The following is a 24,642-nucleotide window of genomic DNA, read 5'->3' as shown; positions in this document are numbered from 1 at the left end:
CGGAAAACGTAACACCTCCGGGCAGGTGATTTACTTCAACGAACCTTTGAGGAACTGCTGCAAACGTGGACTTTGCGGATTACCGAATACCTGCTCCGGGTCGCCCTCTTCCTCAATTTTCCCCTGATGCAGGAAAATCACGTGCGTGGAAACATGACGGGCAAACCCCATTTCGTGAGTCACCACCACCATGGTTTTCCCCTCTTCGGCCAGCTGTTGCATAATGCGCAGCACTTCACCCACCAGCTCAGGATCTAGTGCCGATGTGGGTTCATCAAACAGCAACACTTCCGGCTCCATCGCCAGCGCACGGGCAATGGAAACACGCTGCTGCTGACCACCGGACAGATGCACCGGATATTTGCCCTGCGCGCGCTCATCAATGCCCACTTTAGCCAGATACTTCACCGCACGGTCGCGGGCTTCCTGTTTGCTCAGCCCCAACACCTGGATCGGCGCTTCCATGACGTTTTCCAGCACCGTCATGTGGCTCCACAGATTAAAGTGCTGAAAGACCATCGTCAGACGCGTGCGCAGCAGGCGCAGCTGATTTTTGTCCGCAACCTTGAGCTGACCGTCTTTGTCGCGCACCAGACCAATGTTCTGACCACTGACTACAATCGACCCAGCGCTTGGTTTCTCAAGAAAGTTAATGCAGCGCAGGAAGGTACTTTTACCGGAACCTGACGAGCCAATAATACTGATAACATCACCCGCGTTGGCCTGCAGCGACACCCCTTTCAGCACTTCATGTTCGCCGTAGTGCTTATGTAAATCGATAACGTTTAATTTATTTTCAGACATCGTGTTACTCGAATCATTTAGAGGATACATGCTGCAACCAGCGTTTTTCCGCTTTACGGAACAGACTGATCAGGACATACGAAATAATCAAATACAGTACAGCGGCAATACCGAAGGCGGTAAACGGCTGATACGTTGCCGAGTTGATATCGCGGGCGATTTTCAACAGGTCAGGTACCGTTGCGGTAAACGCCAGCGCCGTGGAGTGCAGCATTAAAATGACTTCATTGCTGTAAGCCGGCAACGCAATACGCAGCGCGGAAGGTAAAATAATGCATCGATACAGTTTGAATGACGAGAAACCGTATGCGCGAGCAGCCTCAATCTCACCGTGAGGCACGGAACGGATAGCCCCGGCAAAAATCTCAGTGGTATAGGCGCAGGTATTCAGCGTCAACGCCAGCACGGTGCAATTCAGCCCGCTGCGGAAAAACGCGTTGAGGAAGTCCGTGCCTTTGACGATCTCCAGCGTATACATCCCGGAATAAAACACCAGTAGCTGAACGTACAGCGGCGTGCCACGAAAAATATAGGTGAACAGCCAGATAGGAAACTGGATAAATTTATTACTGGAAACGCGGCCAATAGCCAAAAAGAGCGCAAGTATTCCGCCCATCACTACTGACGAAATCAAAAGCCACAGGGTGATAGCGACGCCAGTGTAGCGATATCCGTCGGTCCACAGCAGGGACTTCCAGTATTCCTGAATAATCTCGATCACAGGTCAGCCCTCTTTACACCCACGGAATAGCGGCGCTCAAGGTACAGCAGCACACCATTAGAAACAGTGGTAAACACCAGATAGATGACCCCGCACACGACGGCAAAATAGAACGGCTCCCAGGTACTCTTCCCGGCAAGCTGGGTCGCTTTCACCACGTCTTCCAGGCCGAGCAGCGACACCAGTGCCGTAGCCTTAAGAATAACCTGCCAGTTATTACCTATTCCCGGTAAGGCATAACGCATCATCGCCGGGAACATAATGCGACGAAATATTTGTGAGCTGGTAAAGCCAAACGCCGTCGCGGCTTCAATATGGCCTTTTGGTACAGCCATAAACGCACCGCGAAAAGTTTCGGTAAAGTAGGCACCGTAGATAAATCCAAGGGTGATAATGCCCGCAACCATCGGATCGATATCAATCTGGCCGATACCGATGGCATCGGTAATGGTATTCAGCGCGATTTGTAATCCGTAGAAGATGAGCAGCATTAAGACCAGATCGGGCACGCCGCGGATTAGCGTTGTGTACCCTTCGAAAATAAGCCCCATTGCCCGGCTTTGCGACAGCTTTGCTGCTGCGCCGACAAGACCTATCAGAACCGCCAGTACCACCGAGCTGAGTGCCAGCTCCAGCGTAACAATTGCGCCCTGTAAAATAACACCTGAAAAGCCATACAACATGCTGCCTGTCCTGTCGTGTGTGGTGGAGTAGTAAGCCTCTTTTGATATTTTGTCTCGTCACTTTATGCCTGATGGCGCTTCGCTTATCAGGCCTACAAGCTTTCGTCGTAGGCCTGATAAGGCGCAGCCGCCATCAGGCAATAAGTCGATCAAAAATCTACGGGCTTTATCAGCACCTGCGGTAATTAACCGCCGTAAACATCAAAATCGAAGTACTTTTTCGCCAGCTTCTCGTAAGTACCGTCAGCTCGCATTTCGGCAAAGGCTTTGTTCAGCGCTTCGCGCAGCTCGTTATCGTCTTTGCGCAGCCCCATACCGGTACCCACGCCGAACAACTTCTCGTCTTTCACAGACGGACCGCCGAATTTGTAATCTTTACCGACTGGCTGTTTCAGGAAGCCTTCGCTGGCCGCGACTTCATCCTGGAACGCGGCGTCAATACGCCCGGCAGTCAGGTCAGAATAGATATTGTCCTGCCCCTGATAAGAGACAATCTCAATACCTTTTGGCGCCCAGTGTTCGTTGCCGAACGTTTCCTGGGTGGTGCCCTGGAGCACACCAACACGTTTACCTTTCAGCGACTCAATGGTCGGCTGAATAGCTGAATCTTTAGCGACAACCAGACGCGAGTCGGCTGCATAAAGCTTGTCAGTAAAAGCGATTTCCTGCTGACGTTTTTCAGTAATGGAAAGCGAGGACATGATGGCATCGATTTTCTTCGCTTTTAGCGAAGGGATCAGCGCGTCCAGCGGGTTTTCCACGAAAGTACATTGCGTATTGATACGTTTGCACAGCTCTTTAGCCAGATCGATATCAAAACCGACTAATTCACCCTGGGCATTTTTCGATTCGAACGGCGCATAAGTAGGATCGGTACCGATACGAATTTTTTGCGGAATGGCTGCAAATGCTGCGGTAGCACTGGAGAAAGCCAGAACCAGAGAAAGAGACAACACCAGTTTTTTCATAACTATCCTCAACAGACTGTCTTTTATAGGGGATCTTTACAGGACCAGGTGCAGTTATCGTGCCATTAATCAGGCCGACAAGGCAAAGCATTCTACCCTGCCGGCGGTATTTATTTGCATGAAAAGCGCTTAAGTATGCACTCATGCTTATTAAGTCAGCGATAAAAGCACCAAAACAGTGCACTGAATGTATTATGCACCGTAATGGTTACCCGCAATGGTGCAGTCAATTCTCCACGCCGCTGTATTAATCGCCGTAGACATTAAAATTAAAATATTTGCTCGCCATTTTGTCGTAGGTACCGTCTTTACGCAGTTCACCCAGCGCTTTATCAAAAGCGGCTTTCAGCTCGGTGTCATCTTTGCGCAAACCAATCCCGGTTCCGTCGCCAAAGTATTTTTTATCTTTCACCGAAGGACCTGCAAAGTCGTAGTCCTTACCGGCAGGTTGCTTCAGGAAGCCTTCGCTGGCCGCGACTTCATCCTGCAACGCTGCGTCGAGACGACCCGCCGTCAGGTCAGAATAAATAAGATCCTGGTTCGCATAGGCCACCACATCCACGCCTTTGCTACGCCAGTTGTCATTGGCATAGGCTTCCTGAGTAGAGCCTTGCAGCACGCCAACGTGTTTACCCTTGAGGGAGTCCAGAGTCGGTTTAATTGGGGAACCTTTCGCGGCGATCAGCCGTGAGTCTGCTGCGTAAAGTTTGTCTGAGAATGCAATCTCTTGCTGACGCTTCTCGGTGATAGAAAGCGAGGAGATAATGGCATCAATTTTTTTCGCTTTCAGCGACGGGATCAGCGCATCAAAGTCGCTGGCAACCCAGGTACATTTGATCTGCATGCGCTTACACATCTCATTTCCCAGATCGATATCAAAGCCGACAAAGTCGCCTTTGGCATCTTTAGAGGAAAAAGGTGCATACGTTGTATCTGTACCAATACGAACCGTCTGCGGAAGTGCTGCGTAGCTGGCCGCGGTGGCGGAGAGTCCTACCAGCAAAGACAAAGCAAGAAACGTCTTCTTCATACATAACCCTCAAGTGGCGTAATTTTATTATGTTTTACGTTGTGTTGTGTGTTTGCAGACTTTTTCATGCAGGTCTTATGCCATTTTCGCGTCGATGAGGATATTCGACGTTAAATATGTTAATAAAACGTTGCAATAATGTCCTGATTTTGAAGATAGCAGGTCTGACGGTCGAACCGCAGCGTTTCGTTGAGTTTTAACGAATTAAATGTTGAGGATATGATCGCGGTTACAAAATTGCCCTGAAACAGGGCAACGGATGATTCTTTGCACGCTGATGGAACGGCTTAGGCCCCTTGCCAGCGGGTGAACAGGTCCTGCGGAAGGGTAATATCAAACTGGTCAAGCACGCGATTAACCGTTTGATTAATCACATCATCGAGCGTTTGTGGACGATGATAGAACGCCGGGACAGGTGGCATAATCACCGCCCCAATTTCTGCCGCCTGGGTCATGAGGCGCAGATGCCCCAGATGCAGCGGCGTTTCGCGTACACACAGCACCAGCGGACGACGTTCTTTCAACACCACATCTGCCGCACGGGTAAGCAACCCATCGGTGTAACTGTGGACAATGCCGGAAAGGGTTTTGATTGAACACGGCAGGATAACCATGCCGGCGGTCTGAAAAGAACCAGAGGAGATACTGGCGGCGATATCGCGCGTATCATGATTCACATTTGCCAGCGCCTGCACGTCGCGCACAGAGAGGTCCGTTTCCAGTGCCAGCGTCTGCCGGGCAGCGGCACTCATCACCAGATGGGTTTCCACATCGGTAACGTCACGCAAAACCTGCAGCAGGCGCACGCCGTAAATTGCCCCGCTTGCGCCAGAAATACCAATGATGAGTCGTTTCATGTGTAATCGCCCTTACTTGCTCAGGGCCGACTTTGCAGGAAATTACGGTGAGTTGCAAGCAAGGGTGCAGGTTGCGCCCTTGCTTGCGAGCAAACATTAACCTTCGTTGTGCATTTCAAGGTTTTCCGCTTCGTTCTGACGCAATACCGCTTTAGCATCATCATTACGCAGGGAGTCGAGGAAATCGAGATATTGCTGGTCGACGTCTTTGGTGACGTACACACCGTTAAACACTGAACATTCAAACTGCTGAATATCCGGATTCTCAGCACGGACAGCTTCAATCAGATCGTTCAGATCCTGGAAGATCAGACCATCTGCGCCGATTATCTGGCGAATCTCGTCCACTTCACGACCATGCGCAATCAGCTCCGTTGCCGTAGGCATATCGATGCCATAAACGTTCGGGAAGCGAATTTCCGGGGCGGCAGAGGCCAGATACACCTTCTTCGCTCCGGCTTCACGCGCCATCTCGATAATTTGTTCTGAAGTGGTGCCGCGCACGATGGAATCATCCACCAGCAGCACGTTTTTATCACGGAATTCCGCACGGTTAGCGTTCAGCTTACGGCGTACTGATTTACGGCGCAGCTGCTGGCCCGGCATGATAAAGGTACGTCCCACATAGCGGTTTTTCACAAACCCCTGACGGTACGGCTTACCGAGAATACGGGCAATTTCCAGCGCGATATCGCAGGAGGTTTCCGGGATTGGGATGACTACGTCGATGTCCAGATCTTCCCACTCACGGGCAATTTTTTCGCCAAGCTTAGTCCCCATATTCACACGGGCGCTGTAGACAGAAATCTTGTCGATAAAGGAGTCAGGACGAGCGAAGTAAACGTATTCAAACAGACACGGATTGCTCACCGGGTTATCAGCACACTGACGGGTAAACAGCTGGCCTTTTTCGGTGATATACACCGCTTCGCCAGGGGCTACGTCGCGCAGGAATTCAAAGCCCAACGTGTCCAGCGCTACGCTCTCAGACGCCACCATGTACTCGGTACGGCCATCGCCAATATCGCGTTTGCCCATTACCAGCGGACGGATACCGTTAGGGTCGCGGAAGGCAACCATACCGTGACCGATAATCATCGCCACGCAGGCATAGGCGCCGCGAATCTGGCGGTTGGTTGCCGCAATGGCAGCAAAAATATTGTCGGCCTCCAGCGGGTAATGGCGGAAGTTATCCAGCTCGCTGGCGAAAATATTCAGCAGAATTTCAGAATCTGAAGTGGTATTGATGTGGCGGCGCTTTTCTTCAAACAGCTTTTTACGCAACTCATGCGCGTTGGTCAGGTTGCCATTGTGGGCAAGAGTGATGCCATACGGTGAGTTGACGTAAAAAGGTTGAGCTTCGGAGGCGCTGGAGCTGCCAGCCGTTGGGTAACGCACATGACCGATGCCCATATTGCCCTGCAAACGCTGCATATGGCGCGCTTCAAAAATATCGCTCACCATTCCGTTTGCTTTACGCAAGCGGAAGCAGTTGTTGGCATCAATGGTGATGATGCCCGCAGCATCCTGACCACGATGCTGGAGCACCGTTAACGCGTCATAAATCGACTGGTTTACCGGCATAACACCGGCGATACCGACAATACCGCACATACGTCTTTTCCTCGTTCAGCAACGACCCAAAGTTTATACTTTGGGCAAGAAACTTGACGAGCTTTGCAGATAGTCAAAGAACCATCTGATGATGAAACTGAACTGCGGAATCAGCTGCGACTTACCCCAGTCTTCACTTTTCGACAGACCGGTAAAGGTATCGAGAAAGAACAGTATGGCGGCAACGATCAACGCTCCACGCAAAGCACCGAAGCAGATCCCCAACACCCTGTCGGTACCCGACAGTCCTGTTTTCTCTACCAGTTGGCCTATCACAAAGTTAACGATAGCGCCGACGATAAGTGTCGCGATGAACAGTATCGCGATAGCAATCCCATTTCGAACCAGTTCGTCTTCAAAGCCCGTAAACCAGACAGACAGGTAAGTGTAGTAATGGCTGGCGACAAAGAAAGCACAACCCCAAGTCACCAACGATAATGCTTCACGAACAAAGCCACGGATCAGGCTAACCAGACAGGAAAAACCAATCACCGCGATAATGGCGTAATCAATCCAGACCATATGTGTCCCACGATTTTACGCCCTGTCGTCCTGTTCGGGGCGCATTCTAACAGAAAAAGAAAACGTTTGCGTAGGGATTTCCTTTCCACGCGTAAATAAAAATGGCGCTGAAAAAATCTTCAACGCCATACCGTTTTATGCCTCTTCGGGCACTGCCGGATAGCGGTGAAAACACCGTATCCGGCCTGAATAAGAGCTGCGCCGTAAACAGCGCAATCCCTTAATTAGGGGTGTACCCCATCACGACGCCACTCAGACCAGAGATCTTCTGCAGCTCGCCCAGCGAGTTCTTTAGCTTATCTTTGGAGGCGTCCGGCCCTACGAGAATGCGGGTTATTTTACCCTGCACCGGCGTTGACGGGGAAGTATATACCCGGAAGCCCGCGCCACGAAGTTTACCCACGATCTCATTGACCTTATCCGCATTTTTCAGCGCACCAAGCTGTACAACGTACCCTTTACCAGTCGGCGCTGGCGGTTCCTCAACAGCCGGTTTCGGCGCTGGGGCCGGCGCAGTCGTCGGAGCGACGGCAACAGGCTGCGGTTTCGGTTTAGGTTTCGGTGGTTCCACAGGCACGGGGACAGGATCTAATTCCGCGCTGTTTGCCGTCGTCAAACGTGATGGATCCAACGATGGCGCGGCAGCATCACCCGCACGCACCTCTTCTGCCGCCCCTTCCGGCGGCTGAGTCGGCAGCGCCTGCGTTGCTGCAGGCATCATGTCTGGTTCATCGCGATCACCGGGTTTAGGCACCAGTGGGATCGCTGCAAATTCATCCTGATAATGCTTTTTCTGCCCGTCAAGCAGCCCGGGAAGCACAATTACCCCGAGCGCGACTAGCACAATTGTGCCGACTAATCGATTCTGAAACTTACTCGCCACCGCTTCTCCCCACGTCTATTACTTCCATGACATGTGCGACAGTGTGAAAGGATCCACACACCAACACGGTATCTTCTGGCTTCGCCTCAGCAAGTGCTGCAGACCATGCCTGCGCCACGCTGTCATAAGCGTTGCCTTTGCCCAGGTGCTCCAGCAGTTGTTCTGCCGTTGCGCCACGCGGCCCTTCCAGGGGCGCACAGTACCAGACGTCAACCACGCTTTTTAACCAGGCTAACGTACCGGCAATATCTTTATCATGTAGCATACCGATAACCGCAAGTACACGCCCGCTTTTCACTAACTTTTTCAGACGTCCGGTCAGATACTCTGCCGCATGCGGATTATGGGCAACATCGAAAATCACTCGCGGCGACTCGCTCACAATCTGGAAGCGCCCCGGTAAAATCGCGCGTTCGATGCCGTCACGAATCGCCTGCTCGCTAACGTTCAGCCCGCTTGCGCGCAGCGCGGCCAGTGCGGTAGCAGCATTAGGTTGTGGCACCTGCGGCAACGGCAAATGCGCCAACGTTCCATGAGCATCCGTAAACGACCAGTCGTTCTCAGTGACCGCATAGCGCCAGTCCACGCCGCAGCGTTGCAAAATCGCCCTGCACTCTTGCGCGACATCCGCGATGGTGTAAGGCATTTCAGGTTCGCCGACGATAGCCGGTTTCTCTGCACGGAAAATGCCCGCCTTCTCACGACCAATACTTTCGCGATCCGGGCCCAGCCAGTCAGTATGGTCAAGCGCAATACTGGTGACTACAGCGACATCGGCATCGACGATATTGGTGGCGTCAAGGCGGCCGCCTAATCCCACTTCCAGAATAACGACATCCAGTTGGGCCTGTTTAAACAGCCAGAGTGCCGATAACGTACCGTATTCAAAGTAAGTCAGGGAAATATCACCACGAGCGTCTTCAATCTCAGCAAACGAGGCGGTATGGGCTGATTCCGGCAGTTCACTCCCCTGCACGCGTACGCGTTCCGTGTAACGCACCAGATGAGGCGAACTGTACACCCCAACTTTATAGCCTGCCGCAGTCAGCACAGATTCCAGCGTACGACAGGTCGTGCCTTTTCCGTTGGTTCCTGCCACCGTAAACACAAATGGCGCGGGTTTCAATACACCCAGTTTGCGCGCTACCTGGCTTACGCGTTCAAGGCCAAGATCGATGGTTTTACTGTGCAGGTTTTCCAGATAAGAAAGCCACGACGCCAGGGGCGACGCGGCTTGAGGAATACGTTTATTGTCCATGATGCCTGTAATTTTATTACGTAGATTAAAGCAAAAGGCAGCGCCAGTTGACCCTGCCCTTTTTTACTCGTCGTCTTTCAAGCTGCAGGTGTGTTGGCTGCTCTCGCTCACCCGAATCACTTGCCCGTGCAAGCTCATCAGGGTTCACTCTCTTGCCGTCTTCCTGCAACTCGAAATCCATAGAGTAAGTTATCAGGCTTCTGATTCCTGATCGGGTACCGGAGATACCACCTCGCCTTCACGCGGCTCATCCGGATTCGGCGCAGGAAGATTCATCAGCTTCGCCAGGATGCTTGCCAGTTTCAGGCGCATTTCCGGACGGCGGACGATCATATCGATAGCGCCTTTTTCAATCAGGAACTCGCTGCGCTGGAATCCCGGCGGCAGTTTCTCACGTACGGTTTGCTCGATAACACGCGGACCCGCGAAGCCAATCAGTGCTTTCGGCTCTGCAATGTTGAGATCGCCCAGCATCGCGAAGCTTGCGGAAACACCACCCATTGTTGGGTCGGTCAGCACAGAAATATACGGTAAACCGCGTTCCTGCATTTTCGCCAGCGCAGCAGAGGTTTTTGCCATCTGCATCAGAGACATCAGCGCTTCCTGCATACGCGCCCCGCCAGAAGCGGAGAAGCAGATCAGCGGACAGTTGTCTTCCAGTGCCTGCTCAACGGCACGGACAAAACGCGCACCGACCACAGAGCCCATGGAGCCGCCCATAAACGCGAACTCGAATGCCGCAGCAACGACCGGCATACCATGCAGCGTGCCTTTCATCACCACCAGCGCATCTTTCTCGCCGGTTTCTTTCTGCGCAGAAGCCAGTCTGTCTTTGTATTTTTTAGAGTCACGAAACTTCAGCACGTCTTTCGGCTCAAGCTCGCTACCCAGTTCCACAAGAGAACCTTCATCTAACAGGCTATGCAGGCGATTGCGCGCCGACATGCGCATATGATGGTCACACTTCGGACAGACCTCAAGATTACGTTCCAGCTCAGCACGGTATAAAACCTGACCGCAGCTATCACACTTGGTCCACACCCCTTCAGGAATGCTTGCCTTGCGGGTGGGAGTAATGTTGCTTTTAATTCGTTCAATCCAGCTCATTGGTGACCTTTCTGCCTGAACCCTAGTCAGCTTTGTTATAAGGGGCGCATAATGCCATTTTTGCCCCTAACAGACCATGAATGTTGCACATTAAAACATAACAGCCCGAAACTTTGGATAAAAAAGTGGTCGAACCGCTGAGTTACTTTCTATTTTGCAGCCCGTGACGCAGCACGCTTATGGCGAATTACTTCAATCACCCCCGGCAATACGGAAAGGACGATAATCGCCACAATCAGTAATTTCAGGTTTTCCTGGACGATCGGCAAATCGCCGAACAGGTAGCCTGCGTAGGTGAACAACAATACCCACAGCAATGCACCTACGACGTTATACATCGCAAAGTGACGGTAGGACATATGTCCCATACCGGCAACAAACGGCGCAAATGTGCGCACAATAGGCACGAAACGCGCCAGGATAATCGTCTTACCGCCATGACGCTCGTAGAACGCATGGGTTTTATCCAGGTAGCTGCGGCGGAAAATTTTGGAGTTCGGGTTACTGAAAAGTTTTTCCCCGAACAATCGGCCAATCGTGTAGTTCACTGCATCGCCCACAATCGCCGCCACAATCATCAGTGCCACCATCAGATGAACATTGAGATCATTGGTCGGCAGCGCAGAAAGCGCACCAGCAACAAACAGCAGCGAGTCCCCTGGCAGGAATGGTGTCACCACCAGCCCGGTTTCGCAGAACAGGATCAGAAACAGAATCGCGTATACCCAGATACCGTATTCCGCGACCAGCTCCGCCAGGTGCACATCAATGTGCAGGATAAAATCAATAAGAAAGTAAATCAGGTCCATAGTTATGCCTTTATACGACTCAAATTAGTCCGCCAGAAATAGCGGGCCCATAGGCGGTTTTGGCAGGTCGAACCGGTCCGGGTAATCTACTGCAACCAGATACAGTCCTTCCGCTTTCGCCGTTGCCGCTGCCAGCGTTCTGTCCTTTGCCGCTAACAGTTCTGCTATCCAGCTCTCCGGCTGGTTGTTGGCGCCAACTTCCATCAGGCTGCCGACAATATTCCTGACCATATGATGTACAAAGGCATTCGCTTTAATATCCACCACCACATATGCACCGAAACGTTCGACGTTAATGTGCATCACGTTACGCCACGGTGTGCGCGACTGACACTGCACCGCCCGGAACGAGGTAAAATCATTTTCGCCAATCAGACACTGGGCTGCACGATGCATACGCTCAGCGTCCAGCGGCTCATAGTAATGGGTTACCCCTTTACCTAAAATTGCAGGACGCAACCGATGATTGTAGATGATGTAGCGATAACGGCGAGCCGTAGCGCTAAATCGGGCATGAAAATCATCAGGTACAGCTTTCACCCAGCGCACGGCGATGTCACCAGGTAAATTCGCATTTACCCCCAGTGTCCAGGCCGCATCTTTACGCTGGGCAGTGGTTTCAAAATGCACGACCTGCCCAGTGCCATGAACGCCCGCATCCGTGCGACCTGCACAAAAAACATTAATGCGTTCATTCGCCACCTGAGAAAGCGCTTTTTCCAGTTTTTCCTGAACGCTACGCACTTCGTTCTGGCGCTGCCAGCCATAATATTTGCTGCCGTCATACTCAATGCCCAGCGCAATTTTATGGGTTGACGGCTGTTGCTGGTCAGACATTAGTACAGGTACTCCTGCACCAGTTTTTCCGCAATTTTCACCGCCATTAACGCGCCGCCAAAGCGTACGTTGTCTGCCACAGACCAGAACTGAACTTGCTCCGGCATACCGTAATCGTTATGCACGCAGCCAATAGAAAGGTGCGGAGTACCTGACGCGTCGCCAACCTGGGTCGGGAAGTCGGTCTCTTCCGACAACACCACGTCTTCACCGCGCGAAAACGCGTCGCGTGCTTCTTCCGCCGCCAACGGGCGCAGAGCCTCAAAATTCACCATCTGCGCGTGGCCATAAAATACCGGGGACTGCACGATGCTGGCTGAAATAAGCAGACCGTCATCCTGCATAATTTTGCGCACTTCATCAACAATACGACGCTCTTCACGCACGCTGCCTTCGCGATCGGGCAGCAGCGGCAGCATATTGAACGCCAGCTGACGACCAAAGAAATCATCTTCGTCAATCGGGATGCCGTTAAGCAATTTCGCGCTTTGTCCGGCCAGTGCGTCTACGGCTTTTTTGCCGTGAGCGGAAGCCGAAATAATATTGGTCACCGTAATCCGTGACAGCCCGCCGTCATCAATCAATGGTTTCAGCGCAGACAGCAACTGGCTTGTCAGGCTGTTTGGTACCGCAATCACATTGCGGTTACGGTAATCCGCCAGCACGAACGGGTTAACGTCCGGAACCACCAGCGGAACGTCTGGTTCAAGCGCGAACAGACCGCTGCTGTCAATCACCAGGCAACCCGCATTCGTTGCTTCTTCTACCCATGCGGCGGTGGCTTCAGTGCCCGCAACAAAAAATGCCAACTGTGCCTGCGTCCAGTCAAAGTCTGCAACGTCCTGCACTATGACCGATTTACCGTTAAAACGCAGATGCTCACCGGCGCTTTCATTACGCGCCAGCGCATAAATTTCACCGACCGGGAACTGGCGTTCAGCCAGCGTATCGAGCAGGGCTTCGCCTACGGCGCCCGTTGCGCCCAGAATGGCAATATTCCAGCCTTCAGACATGGTGATTTACTCCAAGAAATACGTAAGCGTCCCTGTCGCATTATTCGACAGGGAGCATTAAGAAGACATTAATGTGCCGGATGATGAACAGCGTTAAAACCCAGCTTACACAATAAGGCAGCAGCCGTTGCGTCGTCACACATCACATATAGAGACGACCACTCACGACGCTCAAGGTAATTTTTACGCAGTTTATCAAACTCACCCGGAATTCCAGCGACTTTACGCAGCGGCGCATCATCGCGGCGCACATCATACACTAAATGCGCCAGCCTTTTCAGCGTTGGCTGATCTAACGAGCCATGCAGGGTGATACGACCAAATTCCGGCGCGGGTAACAGGGTACTGAGCGCAACGTGCTGCTCGTGACCAATAAACTTACTATAGGCCTCAAAGACCTGCGTGGTGCCACGCGCTTTTCCTTCGAGGGTATACCCGGCAATGTGCGGCGTGCCGATATCGGCTTTCTCCAGCAACGCCACATTGAGATCCGGCTCTCCTTCCCAGACATCCAGCACAACGCTCAGCGACTGACCGGCATTCAACCGGTTCAGCAATGCTGTATTGTCGATGACCGACCCACGGCAGGCGTTGATCAGAATAGTGCCCGGCTTCAGTCGGCTAATCAGCGCATCATCCGCCATGTGCAGCGTTTTGTAGGGTCCGTCTTTAAACAGTGGCGTATGGAAAGTCAGCACATCGGCTTGCTCTACCAGTTCGTCCAGCGAGCGGAAATCGCCCTCGTCACCGCGATCGGCTCGCGGTGGATCGCACAGCAGCGTGCGGATCCCCAGCGCTTCCAGACGCGCCTGCAAACGCCCACCCACGTTGCCCACACCCACAATGCCTACGGTGCGATCGCGTAACGCAAACCCATCACGCTCCGCCAGCATCAGCAACGCTGAAAAAACATATTCTACGACCGCTATCGCGTTACAACCGGGCGCGGCGGAAAAACCGATCCCAGCCTGCGCAAGCCAGGCGTCATCCACATGGTCTGTACCAGCGGTTGCCGTACCGACAAATTTAACCGGTTTTCCGCCAAGCAGTGATTCATTTACTTTCGTCACCGAGCGCACCATTAAAGCATCCGCATCATCCAGTTCAGCAACGGGAATCGGACGACCGGGAACCGCTTTGACCTCCCCCAAACGACTGAACAGTTCGCGGGCATAGGGCATATTTTCATCAACGAGGATTTTCACGTCTTTCGCACCTGTTTGAGAACGAGAGTTAACCGGGCAAGTGTGCCATAATCTCGCCGCCAGGCATACTGCGAGACCTGGTCAGCACAGATTTAAGGAACAGAGATGATGCAGCCCATTTCAGGTACGCCCGCACGCCCTCCCGGCGAAGGCCAAAATGCCCCTTCCGCTGCGGGTGAACAACCGTTATCCACGCAACAACGTACTGTGTTGGAACGACTAATTACCCGTTTGATTTCACTCACCCAGCAGCAAAGTGCTGAGGTGTGGGCCGGAATGAAGCACGATCTGGGCGTCAAAAGTGATACGCCGCTGCAGTCACGTCACTTTCCAGCCGCTGAGCAAAACCTGAACCAACGGCTGGGGGTTGCTCAGCAAAATCATGTTAATCGTCAGGTGCTTTCGCAGCTCACTGAATTACTGAGCCAGGGAAATAATCGCCAGGCGGTGAGTGATTTTATCCGTCAGCAGTATGGGCAAACGGCACTCAGTCAGCTCACGCCTGAGCAGTTGAAGAACGTACTCACACTGCTGCAGCAAGGGCAGCTGTCGATACCACAGCCGCAGCAGCGCCCGGCAACCGATCGCCCGTTGCTCCCCGCAGAGCACAATACGCTGAACCAGTTAGTTACCAAACTGGCGGCGGCCACGGGAGAATCCGGGAAGATGATCTGGCAGTCGATGCTGGAGTTGTCTGGCGTAAAAAGCGGTGAGCTGATCCCTGCCAAACAGTTTACGCACCTGGTCACCTGGCTGCAGGCGCGCCAGACGCTCAGCCTGCAAAGCGCCCCGACGCTACAAACGCTCCAGGCTGCGCTGAAGCTGCCATTAGAGCCGAATGAGCTGACAGCAATAAAAGAGTACGCGCAGCAGACGTATCAGATCCAACCACAATCGATTCTGACCACGGTGCAGGTGCAGGACTTGCTCAATCAAATTTTCCTGCGTCGCGTGGAACGAGAACGCGAGCTCAGCGATCCGCGTCATCTGCAGCCCATTTACAGCCCGTTCGCGCCGATGATTGAAACGGTTAAATCTCTGTCGGCACGACCGGGACTGTTGTTTGTTGCATTGATGATTACGTTAGCCACTTTCTGGCTGGTCGCTTAACCTTTACGCAGCGTAAGCAACGTTATAATAATCCCCACCACGGCGGATATCGCCCCGGCAAGGAACACTGAGGGATAACCGTACGCGGTGGCCAGCACCCCGGCGACCGGCCCGCTTATGCCGTAGGAGATATCCTGAAATGCGGCGTACCCACCCAGCGCCGTACCGCGAACCTGCGCGGGTACTCGCTTCACCACCTCGACGCCCAAGGCCGGGAAGATAAGCGAACACCCGGCCCCGGTTAATGCCGCTCCAAGCAGTGCAACCCAGGCTATTGGGGCCTGCCACAGCAGAATCAGTCCTGCGGTTTCCACCAGCAAAGAGACAACGGCAACCTTCACGCCACCGAACCGGTCCGGCATCCAGCCAAACAGAATACGCATCAGCACAAACGCCCCGCCAAACGCGGTCAGGGTGAACCCCGCCATCGTCCAGCCGTTGCTGACAAAATAGAGTGAAATAAATGTACCGATCACCGCAAAGCCAACGCCCTGCAGCGCCAGGCCCAGGCCCGGTTTCCAGATAAGCCCTACCACGCTCCATAACGAAGGACGTTCTCCTGCATGTGCAGGCACTTTACGCACGGTGCCGTTGAATACCCATGCCAGCAGCGGTAATACCATCGTGGTTCCCGCCAGCACCGCGAAGCCAAAGTGGCTGTGGATCAGAAGTCCCAACGGTGCACCGGCGGCCAGCGCGCCGTAAATCGCCATTCCGTTCCATGACATCACCTTACCGGAGCGTGTTGGGCCGACCAGCCCCAGCCCCCAGGTCAACGTTCCGGTGAGCAGTTGGCTTTCGCCAAAACCGAGGATCAAACGACCGACGATTAGCAACGCAAATTTTACGGGAACAGAAACGGGCAATAGCGCGGCTAACAGCCACGCCGCACCCGCCAGCCCACAGGCAAACATCCCCTGTAACGCCGAGCGTTTGGCACCATATTGATCGGCTAACCGCCCGGCGTAGCCGCGTGTTAATACCGTCGCCAGAAACTGTACGCCGACGGCGATGCCGACCATGGTATTGCCATAGCCCAGTTCCTGGTGCACAAACAGAGGAATGACGGGCAAAGGTAAACCGACCGTCATATAGGTCAGGAAAACCGCAAAAGCGATGCGAAACAGCGAAAAGTTCGCCGAAGGTGTTTTTTCTTGTTGGGTTACAGCTGTCATGCGTTACTCCAAAATGCAGAGTAAGGCGAGGAATGCCCACGCCCCCTCTACCTGACTATCAGGATTAAGGTGCGTTGGATAACGTTAAACGCTTACGCATTATCAAGAGGATAATGTTGAAGCTGGAGTCTGCCTGCGAGAGCCCCTGGCTGTCAACTGTGAAAGCACAGGTGCGCGCATCAAAACGGTGACTTCTCTGCGAACAAAAAGGGAAATACCGCATCAATGCCTTTCGCTCTGAACTTCCCGGTTACCTGCTCACGTTGATGCGGCGTCAGGAGTCGGAACATCATATCCCAAATCTCTTTAGGTTCGGCTTCCTGCGCGATATTGTGGTCTGGTGCTACTGTGTTCTCATTTTCATTCAGATACGAGCGTACATACAGCGGAAACACTGAAATATGAAATTCCTCGGCCTTAGACTTCGCGCGCTTACGTTTGACACCCGCTTTTCCTTCACTGTAGGTATTTAAGCGCAAGCGTACAGCGGGTGCGCTTCTCGGAAACCCTGGCAATTCAAGACACTCCTTCACCGTGAACCACTCTTTTACCATCAGTTTCTTTCCTTTCTGCTGATGAAATAAAAATATTTTTTCTTTTCCGCGAAATTTCAAATTAATTCTGGCAATATTCCTACGATAAAAAGAAAGTAACGTTCTTTTGTCTTTCTAATTTATAACCTGAAAAATATCGGTGCCGATAACACATCTTCTTAGGATTACAGAATGGAACACAAAAGCCAAGACTGGCATCGTGCAGATATTAAAAGTGCACTGGAAAAAAGAGGTATTACGCTCAGAGAGCTTTCGCGTTCAGCGGGGTTATCTCCCGACTCTTTGCGCAATGTATTTACCCGCAGTTGGCCTCGGGCAGAGCTGATCATCGCGCAGGCACTTGAAACTACGCCGGACGTAATTTGGCCATCACGCTACCTCTCTAAATCAGAGAAAAAAACCAAAAAAATAACCATCAATTATAAATAAATTAATAAAAATTCATTCAACCAATTAATTTATATTAAAGGCTAACGCATTAAAGCTATTAATAACATTATCGGTCATTTTTATCAGTTCGAATCCTGTTAAAGAAATACACGTTGTTATTACATAACCTATTAACAGGAGCATCGATGAGTTGGAATAAAGCAACAGCAGTTAATCACGCTAAATCACACGCGGGGTCACATTCTCAAGGACGCTGTGCGGAATATACCCGCAAAGCTATTCAGGCAGGAGGCATCACTCTTGGGCATACTTATCATGCCAAAGATTATGGCCCCATGCTAAGAAGTGCCGGTTTCAGCCCCATCGGCACATTTGAACAGCCCCGGGCAGGAGATGTCATCATCATTCAGCCTTATGAGGGAGGAAACCCAAGCGGGCATATGGCGATATTTGACGGTCAGGCGTGGTACTCCGATTTTAGACAACGTGATATGTGGGCCGGACCTGGCTATCGGGCGGCAAAACCGTCATTTACTATTTACAGGAAACCATAATGAAATCGCTCTCGCTGGTTGCTCTGGTTTTGTTACTTTGCGGCTGCTCTGCGGCGCGCCACGACAGCTCCCGGGATGTAAAACTATTCTATCTCGCATGGATGTCCTCTTACACACAAGAGCGGGATACATCCGCACTCATGCAACGCTATGTGGCGAAAGACGTTATCAATCGTCTGGCTCTGATTGACAGCCTTTACGAGCAGGAAATACTGAATTCGGACTACTTTATGTACGTACAGGATTACGACCCAAAATGGATCCCACTGTTACGGGTCAAATCAGCGCTATCCTTTCTCGGTGGCGAAAAGATGGAAGTACAATTAGGTGGGCCGACAGGAGAGGCGCCTATGCAGTTGGAAGTGTATACGCGTTGGGAGGACGGTCACTGGAAAATTTACCGAGTGCGGGATCTGGGTAATCAATTTGAACAGCCAATTTACAGCGCCGGCGATATCGCACACGCCAAAGAATGGTCTCTGGAAATCGCACCGGAGTACGAAAAGTTGAATAAATAAAAAAGGGAGCCATCAGGCTCCCCTCTTGCATAATCTTTCAGTCTTACGCTTACAACTTACGCATAACCAGCGTAGCGTTGGTGCCGCCAAAACCGAAGCTGTTAGACATAACAGTCGTCAGCGCCTGCTCGGTCGGTTTGGTCACGATGTTCAGACCTGCCGCCTGCTCGTCCAGCTCTTCAATGTTGATGCTTGGCGCGATAAAGCCGTGTTCCAGCATCAGCAGAGAGTAGATAGCTTCCTGTACACCAGCCGCGCCCAGTGAGTGACCGGTCATGGCTTTGGTTGCGGAGATTGCCGGGCTGTTGTCGCCAAACACTTCACGAATCGCACCCAGCTCTTTCACGTCGCCTACCGGAGTAGAAGTACCGTGGGAGTTCAGGTAGTCGATCGGCGTGTCTACGCCGTGCATCGCCATCTGCATGCAACGTACTGCGCCTTCGCCAGACGGAGCAACCATGTCTGCGCCATCGGACGTTGCGCCGTAACCGACGATTTCCGCATAGATGTGCGCGCCACGTGCCAGAGCGTGTTCCAGCTCTTCGACCACGACCATACCACCGCCGCCAGCAATAACGAAACCGTCACGGTGTGCGTCATAGGTACGGGAAGCTTTGGATGGATCGTCGTTATATTTGGTAGACAGCGCGCCCATGGCGTCGAATTCACACGCCATTTCCCAGCACAGCTCTTCGCCGCCGCCAGCGAAAACGATGTCTTGTTTGCCCAGCTGAATTTGTTCTACTGCGTTGCCGATACAGTGCGCAGATGTCGCACAGGCAGAGCTGATAGAGTAGTTTACGCCGTGGATTTTGAACGGCGTTGCGAGGCAGGCAGAAACGCCGGACGCCATCGCTTTGGTGACCACATACGGGCCAACCGCTTTCAGGCCACGCGGGCTACGCATTGCGTCAGCACCAAACACCTGAAAACGCGGGGAGCCGCCGCCGGAACCTGCAATCAGGCCAACGCGCGGGTTGTTCTGGTAATCTTCTGCTGCAAGGCCGGCATCAGCCACAGCCTGTTCCATAGAAAGGAATGCATAGATGGATGCGTCGCTCATGAAGCGCACTACTTTGCGGTCAATGAGGCCAGTGGTATCCAGTTTTACGTTGCCCCATACGTGGCTACGCATGCCGGAGTCCTTCAGCTCCTGAGAGAAAGTGATCCCTGAACGTCCTTCACGCAGAGATGCCAGGACTTCCTGCTGGTTATTACCGATGCTGGAAACGATGCCCAAGCCAGTAATCACTGCACGTTTCATTCAATACCTCTGTAAGTCGCACTATTTTAAAGTTTCGAGTGGCACAATAGCGTACACTTGTACGCCGAACAAGTCCGATCAGCCATTTAATGTGGAAATTTGCGCAGCCAGGCACTCATCGCTAAGATCGGGGCACAGCCTGCCAGACGAGTAACTTACGTGAAACAATACGCTATACAACCTGCCAACCTTGAATTCAACGCTGAGGGTACACCTGTTTCCCGAGATTTTGACGATGTCTATTTTTCTAATGATAACGGGCTGGAAGAGACACGTTACGTCTTTCTCGGCGGGAATCATCTCGCCCAGCGATTCCCTGCGCATTCACGTCCCCTCTTCGTGGTGGCAGAAAGCGGGTTTGGCACCGGACTTAACTTCCTGACACTCTGGCAGGCATTTGCCGAATTCCGCGATACCTACCCTGACGCTACCCTGGAAAGATTACATTTCATCAGTTTTGAAAAATTTCCGCTGACGCGTGAAGATCTGACCTTAGCCCATCAGCACTGGCCAGAACTTGCTCCGTGGGCCACGGCGCTACAAGAGCAATGGCCGCTGCCGTTAGCGGGATGCCATCGCCTGCTCCTTGATGAAGGACGCGTCACTCTGGATCTGTGGTTTGGTGATATTAATGAACTGACCAGCAAGCTCGATGACTCCCTGAATCAAAAAGTGGATGCCTGGTTTCTGGACGGTTTCGCGCCGGCAAAAAATCCGGATATGTGGACGCCAACGCTGTTTAACGCAATGGCCCGTCTGGCTCGCCCCGGCGGCACGCTGGCGACCTTCACCTCAGCAGGCTTTGTGCGTCGGGGATTGCAGGAAGCCGGATTTACGATGCAAAAATGCAAAGGCTTTGGTCGCAAACGAGAAATGCTTTGTGGCGTAATGGATAAGACGCTGGCGCTCCCCTCCTCGGCACCCTGGTTTGCACGTACCGGAACAGATAAACGCGAAGCCGCCATTATTGGCGGGGGGATTGCCAGCGCATTGCTGTCGTTGGCGTTACTGCGCCGCGGCTGGCAGGTCACGCTCTATTGCGCCGACGACAACCCAGCCGGGGGTGCATCCGGCAATCGCCAGGGCGCTCTTTATCCGCTACTGAGCAAGCATGACGCGGCCATTAATCTCTTTTTCCCCTCCGCGTTTACCTTCGCCCGCCGGCTGTATGACGCCCTCCCCGTTGAGTTCGCGCATGACTGGTGCGGCGTGACGCAACTGGCGTGGGATGAGAAAAGCCAGCAAAAAATCGACCAAATGTTGTCCCTTGAGTTGCCCAATGCGCTCGCCGTCGGGGTTGACGCAGAGCAGGTTTTACAAACGACAGGCGTAAAAACCGGATGCGGCGGGATTCAGTACCCCGCCGGAGGATGGCTATGTCCGGCACAGCTAACCGCCGCCGTATTCGACTATGCCGCAACGCTGGGATTACGCACCCGGTATCAACATACGCTGGCCTCACTGTCTCGACAGACAGAAAACTGGAAATTGGCATTTGTCAGTGGAGCAACCGCCACTCACGCTGCGGTAGTTCTGGCTAACGGGCATCGCATTAACAGCGTTGAACAGACGCAGTCGCTACCGGTGTACTCCGTAGGCGGTCAGGTGAGTCACATTCCTACTACGCCTTCGCTTTCAGCGCTGCGTCAGGTGCTGTGCTATGACGGCTACCTCACGCCGCACAACCCGCAAAATCAGCAGCACTGCATTGGCGCCAGTTATCATCGCGGAAGTGAAGAAACGGTGTATCGTGCTGACGATCAGCAGCAAAACCGTCAGCGCTTAATAGATTGTTTCCCGAATGCCGCGTGGGCAAAAGAAGTAGACGTTAGTGGCAATGCCGCACGTTGTGGAGTGCGCTGCGCCACGCGCGATCACATGCCGATGGTCGGCAACGTCGCGGATTATGACGCCACGCTCAGCCAGTATGCCACTCTTGCCGAAGACAGAGAGCACGCCGTAAACGCCCCGGTTTATTCCAATTTATTTATGTTGGGAGCGCTGGGCTCGCGCGGGCTGTGTACTGCCCCGCTGTGTGCAGAAATTCTGGCATCGCAAATGAGCGATGAACCTATCCCTATGGATGCCAGCACGCTGGCTGCGCTGAATCCGAATCGTCTGTGGGTAAGGAAGTTATTGAAGGGTAAAGCGGTGAAATAAGATACCATCTCATCATTGCCTGATGGCGCTACGCTTATCAGGCCAACAATCCCCGTCCACGTAGGCCGGATAAGACGCCTTCGCGTCGCCATCCGGCACAATCCACTGCAATTATTATTGCGTTGCCTTTTGAAATAAAGTGTCCCACATCTCTTTCACTAACGCCTGGTCACGCGGCGAGAGTTCGCCTGCGCTGATGGCTTTTTCCAGGCTGCTGGTCACATTGGCGTACAATGCCTCAGCGGAATGGTCCTCGCCAGCATCCAACTCAGCCACAGCCAGCGTCAGGTGTCCACGCAAATAGCCACTGGCAAACAACTCATCATCGCTGGCGTGCTCTACCATATCGTCGATTAATGCCAGAATGCGTGATTCAAACTCCGCGATCATCTTCTTTCCTCATTGTAAACGTGGCAGCAGCTTCAGTTGAGCGCTTCGGGCCACGGGAATTGTTCCGCCGTAAGTTCAGGCGTGTGATAATAATTCTGTAACGCGTTAATAAAACGCGCCGGACGTTCAGGGATCCCCTTTTCCAGGTACTCCATTACCTGAGCATGAACACGGCGCTGGAATACCACGCGGTCTGGTTCAAAGTCCCCTTCGAGGTTGTCGCAACTGACGTTAAACGGGTACCCCGCCGCCATGCAAAACAACCAGTCAAACGCCTGCGGCTTCACTTCCACATCTTCAAACTGGCATTGTGTCTTCGCGTCGCGTCCGTCCGGGCAGTACCAGTAACCAAAATCGACCAGCTCACGACGGGCTTTACCGGCGATGCACCAGTGTGAAATTTCGTGTAACGCACTGGCGTAATAACCATGCGCAAAAACGATACGGTGATACGGTAATTCCGCATCCGCAGGAAGATAGATCGGTTCGTCGTCGCCTTTAATCAGACGGGTATTAAATTCATCGGCAAAGCAGCCGTTAAAAATCTCAATTAACTGTTCGTAGTGATGCGTATTATTCATTAGTTCATCCCCAGCCAGTGGAGAATCTCCTGTCCATGATTATCATAAAGTAGCTTGGCGCTCATCACGGCGGAGACAATAACGATCATTGGCCGAATGAGTTTTTGTCCTTTGCTGAGCACCAGTCGAGAGCCCATCCGTGCGCCAATAAACTGGCCAATGAGCATCACAAAACCTGTCGCCCAAATCACTTTGCCGCCGAGGGCAAACAACAACAACCCACCGATATTCGATGTGGCATTTAATACTTTGGCGTGGGCCGTCGATTTCGCCAGGTTGTATCCGCACAGCATGACAAAGGCCAGCGCGTAGAACGACCCTGCCGCCGGACCAAAAAAGCCATCGTAAAAACCGACGCAGCCTCCCGCCACCAGCGCGAAAGGTAAACCGTGCAATCGACGCTGTCGGTCCTCTTCCCCCACTTTCGGCATCAACAGAAAGTAAAGGCCAATACATATAACCAGAACCGGCAGGATCTGGCGCAGAACATCTGACTGCACGTGCTGAACCAATAGCGCCCCGCTCATTGATCCGACAAACGTCATGAAGATATTGAGCTTCTGATCCGCCAGATTAACCACGCCACGACGAATAAAATAGAGGGAGGAAGAGATAGATCCCCCGCAGGCCTGCAACTTATTGGTCGCCAGCGCTTGCGCAGGTGGCATCCCGGCCGCCATCAATGCCGGGATGGTGAGTAGACCACCGCCTCCGGCCAGAGAATCAATAAAACCTGCCAGCATCGCCACAAAAAACAGCACACCTAGCAGCAGTGGCGACACCATAAACAGAGAGGCAAAATGATCCATTAGAGTACATGCTCGTCCAGTAGCGCCTGGCAGGAAGGCGGCAACGGCGGCGGTGTCTTCTTCTCAGGCTTGGTGGTTCCAGGTTTTGGAGGTTCGAACCAGCTTTGCAGCTCTGCGCCACAGCCGTCACCCGGTGGCGGTAACGGTTGATCTTCGCACTCAAGGCTGTCGGCAGGGCAACGTAACCGCACGTGCATATGCGCACGATGCTGGAACCATGGCCGCACTTTACGCAACCAGTCCCTGTCGGTCCCTGCATCCAGACAAAGTTGTTGCTTAATCGCCGGATTCACGAAAATACGCGTTACTTCATTATCTTTTGCAGCCAGCCTTACCAGGCTAAAAATCTCCGGTTTCCACAGTGATGGCACAACACGTTTGCCGTCCTGTGAGACCAGATCTAACGCCTGCGGCCGCAGCAGTTGCGACTGGGTCCAGCGCGTTTTCGGCAGTTGCAGGAAAATATCCACATCCAGTCCCGTCTGGTGGCTGGCGTGACCGCCATTGAATCGCCCACCGGCCGGCATACCCATATCACCGATTAACACCGTGCCCAGCCCCTGACTATTAGCTTGATTACTCAGACGCTGGATAAACCTCACCAGATCCGGATGGCCAAAGTAACGACGCTGATCGGTGCGCATCACCTGATAATGTTCTGACTGTACAGGCAGCGTATCTGCGCCAACAATACAGCCATTGGAAAACGCGCCGATAGACTGCGCGCTGCCCGCAACCGGATGGGTAATTTTCTGCCAGGGCGTCGCCGCCAGACAGGCGGTACTGGCAAACAGAGCCAGCGCCGCAAGTGCCGTTTTTTTCATCT

The 24,642-nt window shown here is 52.8% G+C and carries 27 protein-coding genes; 5 read left to right on the top strand and 22 right to left on the bottom strand.

The window, feature by feature from the left end; all coding sequences use genetic code 11:
• Window positions 1-30: 30 nt before the first annotated feature.
• The 15 genes from hisP to pdxB all read right to left on the bottom strand — a co-directional run bounded on the left by hisP (window position 31) and on the right by pdxB (window position 14,311).
• Window positions 31-804 carry a histidine ABC transporter ATP-binding protein HisP gene (hisP, locus tag OGX67_RS11790; RefSeq protein WP_003028114.1) on the bottom strand — a complete coding sequence of 258 codons (774 nt, stop codon included), beginning with the start codon at window positions 802-804 and terminating at the stop codon, window positions 31-33.
• 13 nt (window positions 805-817) lie between these two features.
• Window positions 818-1,525 carry a histidine ABC transporter permease HisM gene (hisM, locus tag OGX67_RS11785; RefSeq protein ID WP_003028116.1) on the bottom strand — a complete coding sequence of 236 codons (708 nt, stop codon included), beginning with the start codon at window positions 1,523-1,525 and terminating at the stop codon, window positions 818-820.
• On the bottom strand, window positions 1,522-2,208 hold the full coding sequence (locus OGX67_RS11780) for a histidine ABC transporter permease HisQ (protein ID WP_003028118.1): 687 nt from the start codon (window positions 2,206-2,208) through the stop codon (window positions 1,522-1,524). The genes hisM and OGX67_RS11780 overlap by 4 nt, the downstream gene beginning before the upstream one ends.
• 185 nt (window positions 2,209-2,393) lie before the next feature.
• Entirely contained in the window at window positions 2,394-3,176 is a 783-nt protein-coding gene (gene hisJ / locus OGX67_RS11775; protein WP_003028120.1) for a histidine ABC transporter substrate-binding protein HisJ, read from the bottom strand.
• A 247-nt stretch (window positions 3,177-3,423) separates the two neighbouring features.
• Entirely contained in the window at window positions 3,424-4,206 is a 783-nt protein-coding gene (gene argT, locus OGX67_RS11770) for a lysine/arginine/ornithine ABC transporter substrate-binding protein ArgT (protein ID WP_257651516.1), read from the bottom strand.
• A 287-nt stretch (window positions 4,207-4,493) separates the two neighbouring features.
• Window positions 4,494-5,063 (bottom strand): UbiX family flavin prenyltransferase, encoded by a 570-nt coding sequence (locus OGX67_RS11765; RefSeq protein WP_003028125.1) that lies wholly within the window; start codon window positions 5,061-5,063, stop codon window positions 4,494-4,496.
• A gap of 96 nt (window positions 5,064-5,159) precedes the next feature.
• On the bottom strand, window positions 5,160-6,677 hold the full coding sequence (gene purF / locus OGX67_RS11760) for an amidophosphoribosyltransferase (protein ID WP_003028127.1): 1,518 nt from the start codon (window positions 6,675-6,677) through the stop codon (window positions 5,160-5,162).
• Between the two features lie 33 nt (window positions 6,678-6,710).
• Window positions 6,711-7,199, bottom strand: coding sequence for a colicin V production protein (gene cvpA / locus OGX67_RS11755; RefSeq protein ID WP_003028129.1), 489 nt, complete (start codon window positions 7,197-7,199; stop codon window positions 6,711-6,713).
• A gap of 220 nt (window positions 7,200-7,419) precedes the next feature.
• Window positions 7,420-8,082 carry a cell division protein DedD gene (gene dedD / locus OGX67_RS11750; protein ID WP_257651517.1) on the bottom strand — a complete coding sequence of 221 codons (663 nt, stop codon included), beginning with the start codon at window positions 8,080-8,082 and terminating at the stop codon, window positions 7,420-7,422.
• Window positions 8,072-9,340 carry a bifunctional tetrahydrofolate synthase/dihydrofolate synthase gene (folC, locus tag OGX67_RS11745; RefSeq protein WP_177711644.1) on the bottom strand — a complete coding sequence of 423 codons (1,269 nt, stop codon included), beginning with the start codon at window positions 9,338-9,340 and terminating at the stop codon, window positions 8,072-8,074. Before folC ends, dedD begins: the two co-directional genes overlap by 11 nt.
• Window positions 9,341-9,532: 192 nt before the next feature.
• The gene (gene accD / locus OGX67_RS11740; RefSeq protein WP_003839317.1) at window positions 9,533-10,447 is read right to left on the bottom strand and encodes an acetyl-CoA carboxylase, carboxyltransferase subunit beta; all 915 of its coding nucleotides are present in this window, start codon (window positions 10,445-10,447) and stop codon (window positions 9,533-9,535) included.
• Window positions 10,448-10,596: 149 nt separating this feature from the next.
• Complete coding sequence (locus OGX67_RS11735) at window positions 10,597-11,256, bottom strand: DedA family protein (RefSeq protein WP_003028140.1); 660 nt, start codon at window positions 11,254-11,256, stop codon at window positions 10,597-10,599.
• A gap of 24 nt (window positions 11,257-11,280) precedes the next feature.
• Entirely contained in the window at window positions 11,281-12,093 is an 813-nt protein-coding gene (gene truA, locus OGX67_RS11730; RefSeq protein ID WP_032949702.1) for a tRNA pseudouridine(38-40) synthase TruA, read from the bottom strand.
• Entirely contained in the window at window positions 12,093-13,106 is a 1,014-nt protein-coding gene (locus OGX67_RS11725; RefSeq protein ID WP_003028144.1) for an aspartate-semialdehyde dehydrogenase, read from the bottom strand. Before OGX67_RS11725 ends, truA begins: the two co-directional genes overlap by 1 nt.
• A 68-nt stretch (window positions 13,107-13,174) precedes the next feature.
• Window positions 13,175-14,311, bottom strand: a complete 1,137-nt coding sequence (pdxB, locus tag OGX67_RS11720; protein ID WP_257651518.1) for a 4-phosphoerythronate dehydrogenase PdxB — start codon at window positions 14,309-14,311, stop codon at window positions 13,175-13,177.
• Between the two features lie 108 nt (window positions 14,312-14,419).
• Between pdxB and flk the strand changes: the two genes are divergently transcribed.
• The gene (gene flk / locus OGX67_RS11715) at window positions 14,420-15,421 is read left to right on the top strand and encodes a flagella biosynthesis regulator Flk (RefSeq protein WP_257651568.1); all 1,002 of its coding nucleotides are present in this window, start codon (window positions 14,420-14,422) and stop codon (window positions 15,419-15,421) included.
• Here flk and OGX67_RS11710 read toward each other — a convergent pair.
• Complete coding sequence (locus OGX67_RS11710; protein ID WP_257651519.1) at window positions 15,418-16,596, bottom strand: MFS transporter; 1,179 nt, start codon at window positions 16,594-16,596, stop codon at window positions 15,418-15,420. The genes flk and OGX67_RS11710 overlap by 4 nt on opposite strands.
• Window positions 16,597-16,775: 179 nt before the next feature.
• Window positions 16,776-17,150 (bottom strand): hypothetical protein, encoded by a 375-nt coding sequence (locus tag OGX67_RS11705; RefSeq protein ID WP_257651520.1) that lies wholly within the window; start codon window positions 17,148-17,150, stop codon window positions 16,776-16,778.
• A 171-nt stretch (window positions 17,151-17,321) separates the two neighbouring features.
• On the opposite strand from OGX67_RS11705, the gene OGX67_RS11700 reads away from it, so the two are divergent.
• The 3 genes from OGX67_RS11700 (at window position 17,322) to OGX67_RS11690 (ending at window position 18,612) form a co-directional block, all read left to right on the top strand.
• A complete protein-coding gene (locus tag OGX67_RS11700) occupies window positions 17,322-17,579 on the top strand; it encodes a helix-turn-helix domain-containing protein (RefSeq protein WP_257651521.1) in 258 nt (85 codons plus the stop codon).
• Window positions 17,580-17,725: 146 nt separating this feature from the next.
• On the top strand, window positions 17,726-18,094 hold the full coding sequence (locus OGX67_RS11695) for a hypothetical protein (RefSeq protein ID WP_257651522.1): 369 nt from the start codon (window positions 17,726-17,728) through the stop codon (window positions 18,092-18,094).
• Window positions 18,094-18,612 (top strand): YqhG/Tai3 family protein, encoded by a 519-nt coding sequence (locus tag OGX67_RS11690; protein ID WP_071697015.1) that lies wholly within the window; start codon window positions 18,094-18,096, stop codon window positions 18,610-18,612. The genes OGX67_RS11695 and OGX67_RS11690 overlap by 1 nt, the downstream gene beginning before the upstream one ends.
• A gap of 49 nt (window positions 18,613-18,661) precedes the next feature.
• Here OGX67_RS11690 and fabB read toward each other — a convergent pair whose 3' ends face one another.
• The gene (gene fabB, locus OGX67_RS11685; protein ID WP_003834815.1) at window positions 18,662-19,876 is read right to left on the bottom strand and encodes a beta-ketoacyl-ACP synthase I; all 1,215 of its coding nucleotides are present in this window, start codon (window positions 19,874-19,876) and stop codon (window positions 18,662-18,664) included.
• Between the two features lie 159 nt (window positions 19,877-20,035).
• On the opposite strand from fabB, the gene mnmC reads away from it, so the two are divergent.
• Entirely contained in the window at window positions 20,036-22,036 is a 2,001-nt protein-coding gene (gene mnmC / locus OGX67_RS11680) for a bifunctional tRNA (5-methylaminomethyl-2-thiouridine)(34)-methyltransferase MnmC2/FAD-dependent 5-carboxymethylaminomethyl-2-thiouridine(34) oxidoreductase MnmC1 (protein WP_257651523.1), read from the top strand.
• Window positions 22,037-22,150: 114 nt separating this feature from the next.
• Here mnmC and OGX67_RS11675 read toward each other — a convergent pair whose 3' ends face one another.
• Genes OGX67_RS11675 through mepA form a run of 4 tightly spaced genes read right to left on the bottom strand, consistent with a single transcriptional unit; the run spans window position 22,151 to window position 24,640 of the window.
• The gene (locus tag OGX67_RS11675; RefSeq protein WP_003028163.1) at window positions 22,151-22,426 is read right to left on the bottom strand and encodes a YfcL family protein; all 276 of its coding nucleotides are present in this window, start codon (window positions 22,424-22,426) and stop codon (window positions 22,151-22,153) included.
• 32 nt (window positions 22,427-22,458) lie between these two features.
• On the bottom strand, window positions 22,459-23,007 hold the full coding sequence (locus OGX67_RS11670; protein WP_003834819.1) for an elongation factor P hydroxylase: 549 nt from the start codon (window positions 23,005-23,007) through the stop codon (window positions 22,459-22,461).
• Window positions 23,007-23,816 (bottom strand): sulfite exporter TauE/SafE family protein, encoded by an 810-nt coding sequence (locus OGX67_RS11665; protein WP_003028167.1) that lies wholly within the window; start codon window positions 23,814-23,816, stop codon window positions 23,007-23,009. Before OGX67_RS11665 ends, OGX67_RS11670 begins: the two co-directional genes overlap by 1 nt.
• The gene (mepA, locus tag OGX67_RS11660; protein ID WP_003028168.1) at window positions 23,816-24,640 is read right to left on the bottom strand and encodes a penicillin-insensitive murein endopeptidase; all 825 of its coding nucleotides are present in this window, start codon (window positions 24,638-24,640) and stop codon (window positions 23,816-23,818) included. Before mepA ends, OGX67_RS11665 begins: the two co-directional genes overlap by 1 nt.
• Window positions 24,641-24,642: the final 2 nt, after the last annotated feature.

The organism is Citrobacter sp. Cf118 (assembly GCF_030334095.1).
Lineage (GTDB): Bacteria > Pseudomonadota > Gammaproteobacteria > Enterobacterales > Enterobacteriaceae > Citrobacter > Citrobacter freundii.
Note: the sequence above shows the minus strand (reverse complement) of the source record. Positions and strands in the feature narration are given on the sequence as shown.